Below are 12,924 nucleotides of genomic sequence, written 5' to 3' on the forward strand. Positions count from 1 at the left end.
ACTCCGAACCTGTGGGAGCGAGCCTGCTCGCGAATGCGGTGGGTCATCAAACTGAATGGCTGACTGTTACGCCGCCTTCGCGAGCAGGCTCGCTCCCACATGAGGGCGGTGACGGTCAGAGGAGTTTGTGCTCCATCGCATATTTCACCAGCTCCGCCAGCGAGGTGATGTTGAGCTTCTGCATCAGCCGCGCCTTGTGCGTGCTGATGGTCTTGCTGCTCAGGGCCAGTTGCTGGGCGATGTCGTTGACGTTCGCACCTTGGGCCAGGCGTTCGAACACCGAGAATTCGCGTTCTGACAACAGCGAATGCAGCGGGCGGGTATCGGTCAGGCCGACTTCGAAGACCATGCGGTCGGCCAGTTCCGGGTCAATGTAACGCCCGCCCGCTGCGACTTTGCGGATCGCCGTGAGCAGCAGCGCCGGATCGCTGTCCTTGGTCGCATACCCGGCCGCGCCGACCTTCAACGCGCGCGCGGCCATTTGCGCTTCGTCGTGCATCGACAGCACCAGAATTGCTGGCGGATTGTTCAGCGCCCGAATGCGCGGGATCGCTTCCAGGCCATTGACCCCGGGCATGGAGATGTCCAGCAGCACCACCTCGCAAGGTACGCTGCGCAGGGTTTCGAGCAGTTGCTCGCCATTGCTCGCCTCTCCGACCACTTGCAGATCCTTGGCCAGGCCGATCAATTGCTTGATGCCCTCGCGGACGATGGTGTGGTCTTCGGCTACCAATACACGGATCACGTTTTTCTCCAGATTTCAGGTACACACCAGTCCCTGTGGGAGCGAGCCTGCTCGCGAAGGCGTCAGCACTCACAATACAAAACCTCAGACCTCACTTACCGGCACCCACACTTGAAGACTGGTGCCCTCCCCCGGCTCACTCACAAGCTCCAGCCGCCCGCCCATGATCAGCACCCGCTCACGCATACCGACCAGACCAAACGACGTCGGCCTACCCTCGGCCGCGACAAATCCTACGCCATCATCGCTGACCGTCAGGCACAATTCATCGCCATCCAGCGCCAGCGTCAACTCCACCGTATGTGCCTGAGCATGGCGCATCACGTTGGTCAGCGCTTCCTGCAGAATCCGGAACAGCCCCACCGCTTTGGCATCGCTGAGCGCCGGCAGATTGTCCGGCACCTGCACCAGACACGGAATCTGCGTGCGCGCCTCGAAACGCCGCGCCTGCCACTCGATGGCCGAGGCAATCCCGGCATCCAGAATCGGCGGACGCAACGCGGTCGCCACATCGCGCACCAGCTGAAATAACTGTGCGATCAGGCGCTTCATGCTGTTGAGCCGCTCGTTGAGTCCCGGATCGAGTTGCGCGTAGGCCAATTCGCACATCGATGTCTCCAGTTTCAGCACGGTGAGCATCTGTCCCAACTCATCATGGACTTCCCGGGCGATGCGCGCCTTCTCTTCTTCACGCACGCTTTCCAGGTGCGCCGACAGTTCGCGCAGTTGCTCGCGCGAGGCCGCCAGTTCCAGCTCGATGCGTTTGCTTTCGCTGATGTCCCAGACAATGCCGTCCCACACGTAGGCGCCATCCTCCAGCTGGCGGGTGATCGCCTTGATCTCGGCCCAGCGCTGCTCGCCCCGGCGCGTGACGATGCGGCCCTGCCACGACCAATCGCTGTCAGTGTCCAGCGCCTGATCCTGGGTACGGTGATAACTGGCCCTGTCATCGGGGTGCACCAGGCTGCGCAAGCCCATGTCGCGATGAGCGATGGCTGCCGGCGCATAACCGACCAGACTTTCGCTGCCTTCGCTGATGTAGGCAAAGTCGATCTGCCCGGTGACCGGTGCCCGCTCCAGCCTGAACACCAGACCCGGAACGTTGGCGGCGATGCCTTGCAGGCGCGCCTCGCTTTCCTGCAAAGCGGCGAGCGCGCGGCGGCGGTCGGTGACGTCGGTGAGGTAGACCACCAGATATTCACTGTCGCGAAAACGCAGAAAACTCAAAGACACGTCGGCCGGCAGCACGCTGCCATCGGCGCGCAGGCAGCTGGTTTCGAAGCTCAGCGGCCCTTCTTCACTGGCCCGCGCACGCTTCCACAGATTGAGCCAGCGATCCATGTGCAGGCCGGGCTCGAAATCGATCAGTGGCCGTTCGATCAGCCCGCCCGAGGGATAGCCGAGCATGTTTTCCGCTGCGCGGTTGGCGTAGCGCACATGGCTGTCCCAATTGACCCAGAGGATGCCGACGGTGCTTTGATCGATGGAAAACTGCGTCAGCCGCAGCGCCTCTTCACTGGCCGCGCGCAACGCAATGTCTTCGCGGGCGCTGAGCAGGCGTTGTTCGAGGCTGTGCTGTTGGCGCCGCTGCCAGACCACGATTGCCGCGCAACTGAGCAGCATCACCGCGAACAACAGGCTGAGGTTCTGCCAGAACCCCGGCGACTCGGTCAGCCGTGGGTATTTCGGCTGCAGCCATTGGTTGTGCAGTTGTTCCAGGTCCTTGGCCGGTATTGCGCGCAAGGCGCTCTGGACAATGCCGGCCAGTTCCGGCCAATCGCGGCGCGAGGCCACACGCAGCAGCTGCGGCAGGCCGATATCGCCAACCACCACCAGTTCGGCAAACTCCGGTTCCACCGACAGACGCCCCAACTGCGCTTCGTCGACCACCGCGTAGGAGGCTTGCTGACTCAACAGCAGCTGCAAGGCCTGACGCTCCAACGGCACACCTTGCAAATTCAAGTGCGGATAATTGCTGCGCAGGTAATCGGCGGTGCTGCTCGGCATACGCACGGCGACGCGGGTCTGGCTGTCGAGCTTTTCCAGATCGACCGCGCCGCTGCTTTTCTGATCGCTGACCACCAGTTGCGGCACGCGCATGTACGGGTCGGAAAACTGCCAGAGACGCAGCGCGCTCGGGGTCTGGCTGAGGCCCGGAGCGATGTCGATCTCGCCCTCGCGCAAAGCGCTTTCCAACTGCCCGAGATCCTGAAAGTTGCGCCAACTCAGTTCCACGCCGAGGGTTTTGGCCAGCAGCTTCATCAACTCGACATTGGCCCCGGACAATCGCTGCAGGCGCCGATCGTAGGTCGCGTAAGGCGCCTGCAAGACCAGGCCGACGCGCAATTCGTTGTGCTGCGCCAGCCATTGCTGCTGCTCTGGCGACAATTGCGCGGCATGGCCCGGCGGCGCAGGCGCCGCCCAGCCCATCAAGGGAAACCACAAACAGCCGATAACCCACAGGCAGCAAAATCGCTTCATTGAAGTCTCATACACTGACAAATTCTGACCAACCCATTAGGCTGCCGGGATACTTTTCTGGCCTGGAATAACCGATGCCCTCTGTCTACCGCCTGGCACTGCCAGCATTGTGCCTGTCGCTGATCCTGCCTTGTGCGTTTTCCGTCGAAGCCGCCGACCCGGCGCCCGCCGCCACGGATAAACCCGCCGAGGAAAAACCGGCCGAGCGCCAGCCACTGCTTGAGCGTAGTCAGGAAGAGGCCGCCGCACTGCAACGTAAACTGCCGGCGCAAGAGCAGCAACAACTGCAGGCTGGCAGCGACACTTTCCTCGCCCTGTGGAAACCGGCCAACAGCGCCGAGCCCAAAGGCGCGGTGATCATCGTTCCCGGTGCCGGCGAAACCGCTGACTGGCCGCAGGCAGTTGGCCCGTTGCGAGGCAAATTGCCGGATGCCGAGTGGAGCAGCCTGAGTATCACCCTGCCGGATCTGCAAAGCGACGCCATTGCTCCGCGCGTAATCGAACCGGCCGCCGCGCCGAAAGCCCCGGAAACCACGAGCAAAGACGCCACCACCGCACAACCGATCGAACAGGCCGCTGGCGGTGAAGCGGAAGTTGCCGAACAGGTAGTGGCCGAGACCAGCGAAGAACAAACCAAAGCCGACGCCGAGCGCATTTTCGGACGCATCGACGCAGCGATTGCCTACGCCGAACAGCAGAGCGCGCGCAGCATTGTCGTGCTCGGTCACGGCACCGGCGCCTACTGGGCGGCGCGTTTTCTCAGTGAGAGACAAACGCCTCAGGTGGAGAAACTGGTGATGGTCGATGCGCAAGTCCCGACCAAAGCCCTGCCGCCACTCGCCGAACTGACGCCGACGCTGAAGCTGCCGACGGTGGATATTTTCTATATGGACAGAGCGCTGGATCGCAACGCGGCGCTGGAGCGCATGCAGGCGAGCAAGCGCCTGAAGACCTCGGCGTTCAGCCAGGTGGCGCTGAAGGTGTTGCCGGACAAGAAGGCTGAGCAGGAACAGTTGTTTCGGCGGGTGCGGGGCTGGTTGAATCCACAAAATACGGACTGATAAAAGCAAAAGATCGCAGCCTTCGGCAGCTCCTACCGGAAAAATGCATTCCAAAGGTAGGAGCTGCCGAAGGCTGCGATCTTTTGATCTTCAAGGGTCAGCGAAAATCCCGTCGCTCGCGAATCAGCGTATAGGCGCTATGCAGTTCCCGCGTACGCTCGGTCGCGTCACGCACCTGCGCCGGGGTCGCGCCGCTGCCGGCGATTTTGTCCGGGTGATGGCGACTGAGCAATCGCCGGTAAGCGCGCTTGATCTGTGCCGGCTCACTGCTCGCCGACACCCCAAGCAGCTTCATCGCCTCCTGATAGCTCACTGCCGCACTGACGATCGGCCGCTTGCCCGGCTCGTAATCGCTGGCCAGCGCTTGCACCTGCTGCGACGTCCAGCCGAGCCACTTGCCCCACTGCGCCAGCAACTCGCGTTCGCTGACCCCGGCGCGACCATCAGCCCAAACCATTCGCCAACAGGCGCGCAACACACCTTCGGCCGCGTGCGGTTGAGAACTCAGACGACGCAGATAGCCGCGCAGATTGTCGCTGCCGGACTTGCCGCGATTGAACGCGGCAATCGCCCGTCGAGTCGCCGGTTCGCTCATTTCCAATGCGCGCATTTCATTGCGCGCCTGCTGGATATGCCCGTCAGTGACGCGCCCGTCGCTCTTGGCCAGACGCCCGAGCAACACGAACAGCAATTCATCGTTGCGCAGCATCGGCCGGCCACCGAGCTTTTCGCGTAAGTGCCCCCAGCTCTGCAAGTGCAGGCGCCGATCCAGCGCCTGCCCCAACAACGCCCCAAGCATGGCCCCCGGAATGCTGGCAATCGCGTACCCCACTCCGGCTCCAATCAGAGTCCCTGGCCACAGCATCTCAGCGACTCGCTTCTATCAAGGCTTCGGCTTCGGCCAGACGCTCGTGGGTACCGACATCCACCCAATGCCCCTTCAGCCGCTCGCCCGTCACTTCACCTTTGGCCATGGCGTTGCGTAGCAGCGGCGCGAGCTTGAACGCGCCATCGCTGCAACCATCGAACAACTGCGGATGCAGCACGGCGATACCGCTGTAGGTCAGCGTCTGCGCATCAGGCTCGCCGTCCTGCACTTTGCCGTCGATGAGAGTGAAGTCGCCTTTCGGGTGATGCGCCGGATTGTCCGCCAGCACCAGATGCGCCAGGCCATTGATCGGCTGGTGCAGCACGCTGAAGTCGTAATCGGTCCAGATGTCGCCGTTGACCACCAGAAACGCATCGTCACCAAGTAACGGCAGCGCACGGAAAATCCCGCCACCGGTTTCCAGCGGCTCGCCTTCCGGCGAGTACTGGATACTCAGGCCGAAACGCGAACCGTCACCCAGATGATCCTCTATCTGCTGACCGAGCCAGGCGTGGTTAATGACGATTTCGTTGAAGCCTGCAGCCGCGAGGGCGTGCAGGTGATACTCGATCAGCGGCACGCCAGCGGCCTGCACCAGCGGTTTCGGCGTGGTCAGGGTCAGCGGGCGCATACGCTCGCCTTTGCCCGCCGCCAGAATCATTGCCTTCATGCCGTCGCTCCAGCACGCAAGCTGCTGAACAGCGCTTGCAGCTCCGCCAGTTCAGGACGGCGGGCGATCACTGCTTCTATATAAGAGAAGAAGCGCGGCACATCGGCCAGATAACGCGGCTTGCCATCGCGATGGCAGATACGCGCGAAGATGCCGATGACTTTCAGGTGACGTTGCACGCCCATCAAGTCGCTGGCGCGCAGGAAGTCTTCGAAATCAGCTTGCACCGGAATGTCCAGTGCCGAGGCTTGCTGCCAATAACTTTCCAGCCAGCCGCGTACACGTTCTTCCGGCCAGCTGAGGAAAGCGTCCTTGAACAGGCAAGTCACGTCGTAGGTCACCGGGCCGTACACCGCGTCCTGGAAGTCCAGCACGCCAGGGTTCGGCTCGCTGAGCATCAGGTTGCGCGGCATGTAGTCGCGGTGCACCAGCACTTTCGGCTGCGCCAGCGCGCTGTCGATCAAGAGCTCGCTGATGTGCTGCCACTGTTGCTGCTGGGCCGCATCGAACTCGACGCCCAGCTCATGCTTGACGTACCACTCGGGGAACAACTCAAGCTCACGACGCAACAAGGCGACGTCGTAACTGGGCAACGGCGCAACCATCGGCAACTGTTGAAAAGCCAACAGCGCTTGCAGGGCATCGTGGAATAACGCGTCGGCATTTTCGCCATCGATGACGTCGAGATAGGTCTTGTTGCCCAGGTCATTGAGCAAAAGAAAACCGCGTTCGAGGTCTTCGGCGTAAATTTTCGGCACATTAATTCCGGATTTCGCCAGCAAAAAAGCGATATCCACGAACGGTTTGCAGTTTTCCTGGGGTGGCGGCGCGTCCATCACGACGAAGCTGCGACCATCGCCCTCCCAGCGGAAGTAGCGGCGGAAACTCGCGTCGCTGCTGGCCGCGGTCAACGTGGCCGGGGGCACGGTGCCCCAGCCCTGCTCGGCAAACAACTTTGCCAACTGCTCATCGAGCCAAACTTTCAGGTGTTGCAAGCGTACATCTTGGTCAGGCATTGCAAGGGTCTCCGACGGCGCTAGCCGTCAAGCGGGTCATGCTTTATTATCCAGCATCTTTTTCAGACCATCGAGAGGCGTGCGGCCCACACCGCGGGCAGATGGCACGCAGGAAGCCCGGACTAATAAGATGGCATTGAAATCCCCCGCGTTTCGTAAAAAATTTCCATTGTTGGTAACCGGCAGTCTGCTGGCTATGCAACCTCTGGCCAGTCAATTCGTTGTTGCCGCCGAGCAGTATGACTGCTCCGTCTCGGCTACGGGTGGCTGGGACTGTGCGCCCAAGTCGCCCGCCGCGGCATTGCCGCCGCGTCCGGTGCATGACGGCAGTGCCGTCAGCGCTGCCGGCGAGCCTGCGGCCGACAAGGGTTCCGACGCCGACACTGGCGCGAAAACCGCACTGGTCACCGAGTCCAAGGGCCGCGGCCTGAAATCCCGTAGCGAAGACTACAGTCACCTCGACTGGGTTCCGCGCGAGAAGCTCACCGCTGCGCAATTGGCCGAGACCGGTCCTTACTGCTCTGGTTCCTATATCGAACCGATTCGTCCTGGCATGAATGACAAGACGAATAAAAGTGACGCGCCGACCTTCATCGGTGCCAAAGCGTCGCGTTACGAGCAGGACACACAAGTCGCCAGCCTCGCCGGTGACGTGATCATGCGTCAGGGCAGCATGCAGGTCGAAGCCGACGAGGCCAATCTGTATCAGGCCGAGAGCCGTGGCGAACTGGCCGGCAACGTGCGCATCCGTGACAACGGCGCGCTGATCGTCGGCGACCACGCCGATGTGCAGCTCGACACCGGTGAAGCCAAGGTCGACAACGCCGAATACGTGATGCACAAATCGCGCATCCGCGGTAACGCGCTGTATGCCAAGCGTGCCGAAAACGCGATCATCCGCTTGAAGGACGGCACGTACACCACGTGCGAACCGAACAGCAACGCCTGGCAGCTCAAGGGCAACAACATCACCCTGAACCCGGCCACCGGTTTCGGTACCGCGACCAACGTGACGTTGCGCGTCAAAGACATCCCGATTCTGTACACCCCGTACATCTACTTCCCGATCGACGACCGTCGCCAGTCAGGTTTCCTCCCGCCGACCATCGGCTCGGGCAGCGACACCGGCTTCATGCTGGTCACGCCGTACTACTTCAACTTGGCGCCGAACTATGACGCCACGTTGTACCCGCGTTACATGAGCAAGCGCGGCATGCTGGTGGAGGGTGAGTTCCGCTACCTGACCAAGTCGAGTGAAGGGCAGTTCGGTGCGGCGTATCTCAACGATGAGAACGACGATCGCAAGCTTCAGTCCGACTACAAGGACACTCGCTATATGTACAACTGGCAGCACAAGGGCGGTCTCGATTCCCGTGTGCTCACAGAAGTTGACTACACCAAGATCAGCGATCCGTATTACTTCCAGGATCTGCAGACCGATCAGATTGGTGTGAAGAGCGATGATTTCGTCAATCAGCAGGGTGCGGTCAGCTACCGTGGCGACAACTACACCGCACGCCTGAATGCTCAGCAATATCAGCTGGCTACCGTTTCCAACATCACACCGTATGGTCGTCTGCCGCAGATCACCTTCAATGGTCAGCTGCCGTACCATCCGGAAGGTCTGAATTTCGATTACGAGACCGAGCTGGTTCGTTTCGATCGCGATCTACGTGATGGTGACTTCATCAATGAAGATGGCATTGCCGAGCGTCGTCTCGACACAAACATCAGCGGTCTGGCCCGCGCTAACGGCGATCGCCTGAATCTGAAGCCGGGCGTCAGCCTGCCGATGAATTGGACGTATGGTTTCCTCAAACCATCGTTGAAGTATCAGTACACGCAGTATCAGCTTGATCTCGACCAGCAAGGCAAAAGCACGCTACTGGCTGGTGAAGACTACAGTCGCAACCAGAACCGCGGCGTCCCTATAGCCAGCGTAGATAGTGGACTGTACTTCGACCGCAATACCTCCTATTTCGGCAAGAATTATCGCCAGACCCTAGAACCACGTCTCTTCTATCTCTATGTACCTGAGAAAGATCAGGAAGACATTCCGGTATTCGACACCAGCGAAACGACGTTCAACTACTCGTCGCTTTTCCGTGACAACCGCTTTACCGGCTCCGACCGTGTCGGTGACGAGAACAAGCTGTCTCTGGGCGTGACCAGTCGCTGGATCGAAGACAACGGTTTCGAGCGTCAGCGCATCAGCGTTGGCCAGGCTCTGTACTTCAAGGATCGCAAGGTCCAACTGCCGGGTATCGCTTTCAACGATCGTGACGACGCGAAATCCGACGTTTCGCCATACGCGCTGGAATACGAATACCGCTGGAACCGCGATTGGCGCACCACTGCCGACTACAACTGGGACCCGGACAGCCGCAGCCCGCGCTCTGGCAGCGCGATGTTCCACTACCAGCCGGAAGACAACCCGAACAAGGTGGTCAACGTCGGTTACCGCTATCGTAACGACCAGGTTCGTTACGACCAGAACACCGGTCGCTGGACTGTGGGCGGCGGTGACTACGGCACCCCGGGTCAACCTGGCTACGTGAAGGACTACTACAAGATCCAGCAGCATGACTTCTCGGTCATCTGGCCGATCGTTCCGCAGTGGAACGCCATCAGCCGCTGGCAGTACGACTACAACCGCAATCGCACGCTGGAAGCCTTCGGTGGTTTCGAATACGACAACTGCTGCTGGAAACTGCGCCTGATCAACCGTTACTGGGTCGCCTATGACGAAAACAGTCAGAACGCCCCGGAAAACGAAAAAGGCGACCATGGCATCTTCCTCCAAATTGTTCTGAAGGGACTCGGCGGCCTGACTGGCGCCAAGGTAGAGAGCTTCCTCGACAAAGGCATTCAAGGTTATCGTGAACGTGAAGACCAAGCTTTCTGATTGTCTGCGCCCGGTGCTGCTGGGCGCGCTGTTCCTGGGTACGGCGGCCAACGCCGCCGTACAGTCCATCGATAAAGTGGTGGCGATCGTCGATAACGACGTGGTCATGCAGAGCCAACTGGACCAACGCGTTCACGAAGTTCAGCAGACCATCGCCAAGCGCGGTGGCGGTCTGCCGCCTCCGGGTGTGCTCGATCAGCAAGTGCTCGAGCGTCTGATCGTCGAAAACCTGCAACTGCAGATCGGCGAACGCTCGGGCATCCGCATCACTGACGAAGAGTTGAACCAGGCTGTCGGCACCATTGCTCAGCGCAACAACATGAGTGTCGATCAGTTTCGTGCTGCACTGGCTCGTGACGGCCTGAACTATGACGACGCCCGTGATCAGATCAAGCGCGAAATGATCATCAGCCGTGTGCGTCAGCGTCGTGTGGCGGAGCGTATCCAGGTGTCCGAGCAGGAAGTGAAGAACTTCCTCGCCTCCGACCTCGGTAAGATGCAGCTGTCCGAAGAACTGCACTTGGCCAACATCCTGATTCCGACCCCGGAAAGCGCCAACTCTGAAGCCATTCAGAGCGCTTATCGTCAGGCGATGGATGTATACCAGCAGCTCAAGCAAGGCGCCGACTTCGGTCAGATGGCCGTGGCCAAATCCGGTAGCGACAACGCGCTGGAAGGCGGCGAGATGGGCTGGCGTAAAGCCGCACAACTGCCACCTCCGTTCGATCGTGAGCTGAGCAGCATGGCGGTTGGCGACATCACTCAGCCTGCGCGCACGCCGGGCGGCTTCATCATTCTGAAGCTGCTGGGCAAACGTGGCGGCGAAGCGCAGATGCGCGACGAAGTGCATGTCCGCCACATCCTGGTCAAGCCGAGCCCGATCCGCGACGAAGCCAAGACCAAGGCACTGGTGCAATCGTTGTATGACCGCATCACCGCCGGCGAAGACTTTGCCGAGCTGGCGAAAAACTACTCGGAAGATCCGGGTTCCGCCCTCAACGGCGGCGACCTGAACTGGATCGACCCGAACGTGCTGGTACCGGAATTCCGCGAAGTGATGGCTTCGACCCCACAAGGTCAGCTGTCCAAGCCATTCCAGACCCAATACGGCTGGCACGTGCTGGAAGTCCTTGGCCGTCGCGCCACTGACGGCACCGAACAGGCCCGTGAGCAGCAAGCAATGACTGTACTGCGTAACCGCAAATACGATGAAGAGCTGCAAACCTGGCTGCGTCAGATCCGTGACGAAGCATACGTAGAGATCAAACTCCCTGGTGCAGACCAGGCAGCGCAGTGAAACCCAAGCGTTTCGCGCTGACACCCGGCGAACCGGCCGGCATCGGTCCCGACCTGTGCCTGCTGCTCGCCTCGCAAGCCCAGCCACATCCCCTGATTGCCATCACCAGCCGCGACCTGCTCCTTGAGCGGGCCGCGCAGCTGGGGCTGGCCGTCAGTCTGCTGGATGTCGCGCCGGGGCAGTGGCCAGATGTTCCAGCACCGGCCAACAGCCTGTACGTCTGGGACACGCCGCTCAGCGCACCGGTAATCGCCGGGCAACTGGACAAGGCCAACGCTGCATTCGTCCTCGAAACCCTGACCCGCGCCGGCAACGGCTGCCTGAACGGCGATTTCGCAGGGATGATCACCGCGCCGGTGCACAAAGGTGTGATCAACGAGTCGGGCATCGCGTTCTCTGGACACACTGAATTTCTCGCCGACCTGACGCACACCGCGCAAGTAGTGATGATGCTGGCCACTCGCGGTTTGCGCGTGGCGCTGGTCACCACGCATCTGCCTCTGCGCGAGATTGCCGACGCGATCACCCCGGAACGGCTGGAAAGAGTCACGCGAATCCTGCACGCCGACCTGCAAGACAAATTCGGCATCGCCCGGCCACGCATCCTGGTCTGCGGTCTCAACCCGCATGCCGGTGAAGGCGGCCACCTGGGCCATGAAGAAATCGACATCATCGAACCGACATTAGAGCGCCTGCGCGGCGAGGGCATGGACCTTCGTGGCCCGCTGCCTGCCGACACTCTGTTTACCCCCAAATATCTGGAGCACTGCGACGCAGTGCTGGCGATGTACCACGACCAGGGCTTGCCCGTGCTCAAGTACAAAGGCTTCGGCGCTGCCGTCAACGTGACGCTGGGCCTGCCGATCATCCGCACCTCGGTCGACCATGGCACCGCCCTGGATCTGGCCGGCAGCGGCAGGATCGACACCGGCAGCCTGCAAGTCGCCCTGGAAACCGCCTACCAGATGGCCGAGACCCGTTTATGAACGAGCAATACCAACACAAGGCGCGCAAACGCTTTGGTCAGAACTTCCTCCACGATGCCGGCGTTATCGACCGCATTCTGCGCTCCATCCACGCCAAGGCTGACGATCGCCTGCTGGAAATCGGCCCCGGTCAGGGCGCCCTGACCCAGGGCCTGCTCGGCTCCGGCGCGCAACTCGACGTAGTGGAGCTGGACAAGGATCTGATCCCGATCCTCAACCAGCAGTTTGCCGGCATGAGTAATTTCAACCTGCATCAGGGCGATGCGCTGAAGTTCGACTTCAATACGCTGAACGCCGCGCCGAACAGCCTGCGGGTGGTTGGCAACCTGCCGTACAACATCTCCACGCCGCTGATTTTTCACCTGCTGAACAACGCCGGCATCATTCGCGACATGCACTTCATGTTGCAGAAAGAAGTGGTCGAGCGCCTGGCCGCAGGCCCGGGTGGCGGTGATTGGGGTCGTCTGTCGATCATGGTTCAGTATCACTGCCGTGTAGAACATCTGTTCAACGTCGGCCCGGGCGCATTCAATCCACCGCCGAAAGTCGACTCGGCAATCGTTCGTCTGGTGCCCCACGCGGTTCTGCCGCACCCGGCCAAGGATCACAAGCTGCTGGAGCGCGTGGTGCGCGAAGCCTTCAATCAGCGCCGCAAAACCTTGCGCAATACCCTCAAGCAATTACTCAGCAATGCCGAGATCGAAGCCGCCGGCGTCGATGGCAGCCTGCGTCCCGAGCAACTGGATCTGGCTGCATTCGTGCGCCTGGCCGACCAGCTCGCGATACAGGTCCCGGCCACTCCTGCCGCCGACTGACTCGCGATGAACGCTATCGGGCAGCACACCACTCTGGTTTACTGCCCGATACTTGCCTAGACTGATTCCCCATCAGCTAC

The 12,924-nt window shown here is 60.9% G+C and carries 10 protein-coding genes; 5 read left to right on the forward strand and 5 right to left on the reverse strand.

From position 1 onward, the window contains the following. Nucleotides 1–115: 115 nt before the first annotated feature. A complete protein-coding gene (locus AB4N85_RS19020) occupies nt 116–745 on the reverse strand; it encodes a response regulator (RefSeq protein WP_003228820.1) in 630 nt (209 codons plus the stop codon). Nucleotides 746–829: 84 nt separating this feature from the next. Further along, entirely contained in the window at nt 830–3,226 is a 2,397-nt protein-coding gene (locus AB4N85_RS19025) for a PAS domain-containing sensor histidine kinase (protein WP_460065463.1), read from the reverse strand. 74 nt (nt 3,227–3,300) lie between these two features. Between AB4N85_RS19025 and AB4N85_RS19030 the strand changes: the two genes are divergently transcribed. Continuing rightward, nucleotides 3,301–4,287, forward strand: coding sequence for an alpha/beta hydrolase family protein (locus tag AB4N85_RS19030; protein ID WP_041476692.1), 987 nt, complete (start codon nt 3,301–3,303; stop codon nt 4,285–4,287). A gap of 97 nt (nt 4,288–4,384) precedes the next feature. On the opposite strand, the gene AB4N85_RS19035 is transcribed toward AB4N85_RS19030, so the two are convergent. Genes AB4N85_RS19035 through AB4N85_RS19045 form a run of 3 tightly spaced genes read right to left on the reverse strand, consistent with a single transcriptional unit; the run spans nt 4,385 to nt 6,841 of the window. Further along, nucleotides 4,385–5,152 carry a TerB family tellurite resistance protein gene (locus tag AB4N85_RS19035; protein WP_041476693.1) on the reverse strand — a complete coding sequence of 256 codons (768 nt, stop codon included), beginning with the start codon at nt 5,150–5,152 and terminating at the stop codon, nt 4,385–4,387. Nucleotide 5,153: 1 nt separating this feature from the next. Then, nucleotides 5,154–5,825 carry an N-acetylmuramate alpha-1-phosphate uridylyltransferase MurU gene (gene murU, locus AB4N85_RS19040; protein ID WP_056786684.1) on the reverse strand — a complete coding sequence of 224 codons (672 nt, stop codon included), beginning with the start codon at nt 5,823–5,825 and terminating at the stop codon, nt 5,154–5,156. Then, nucleotides 5,822–6,841 (reverse strand): aminoglycoside phosphotransferase family protein, encoded by a 1,020-nt coding sequence (locus tag AB4N85_RS19045; RefSeq protein WP_095181413.1) that lies wholly within the window; start codon nt 6,839–6,841, stop codon nt 5,822–5,824. Before AB4N85_RS19045 ends, murU begins: the two co-directional genes overlap by 4 nt. Nucleotides 6,842–6,971: 130 nt before the next feature. Here AB4N85_RS19045 and AB4N85_RS19050 point away from each other — a divergent pair, with 130 nt between their 5' ends. The 4 genes from AB4N85_RS19050 to rsmA are packed head-to-tail and all read left to right on the forward strand — an operon-like array spanning nt 6,972 to nt 12,844. After that, nucleotides 6,972–9,746 carry an LPS-assembly protein LptD gene (locus tag AB4N85_RS19050; RefSeq protein WP_150636794.1) on the forward strand — a complete coding sequence of 925 codons (2,775 nt, stop codon included), beginning with the start codon at nt 6,972–6,974 and terminating at the stop codon, nt 9,744–9,746. Continuing rightward, nucleotides 9,721–11,043: a peptidylprolyl isomerase SurA gene (gene surA, locus AB4N85_RS19055; RefSeq protein ID WP_177434216.1), complete on the forward strand. Its 1,323-nt coding sequence runs from the start codon at nt 9,721–9,723 to the stop codon at nt 11,041–11,043. The genes AB4N85_RS19050 and surA overlap by 26 nt, the downstream gene beginning before the upstream one ends. Then, the gene (gene pdxA / locus AB4N85_RS19060; RefSeq protein ID WP_016772897.1) at nt 11,040–12,029 is read left to right on the forward strand and encodes a 4-hydroxythreonine-4-phosphate dehydrogenase PdxA; all 990 of its coding nucleotides are present in this window, start codon (nt 11,040–11,042) and stop codon (nt 12,027–12,029) included. The genes surA and pdxA overlap by 4 nt, the downstream gene beginning before the upstream one ends. Then, entirely contained in the window at nt 12,026–12,844 is an 819-nt protein-coding gene (gene rsmA, locus AB4N85_RS19065; protein WP_130887897.1) for a 16S rRNA (adenine(1518)-N(6)/adenine(1519)-N(6))-dimethyltransferase RsmA, read from the forward strand. Before pdxA ends, rsmA begins: the two co-directional genes overlap by 4 nt. Nucleotides 12,845–12,924 lie beyond the last annotated feature (80 nt).

Source organism: Pseudomonas sp. H1_G08, from assembly GCF_054681355.1.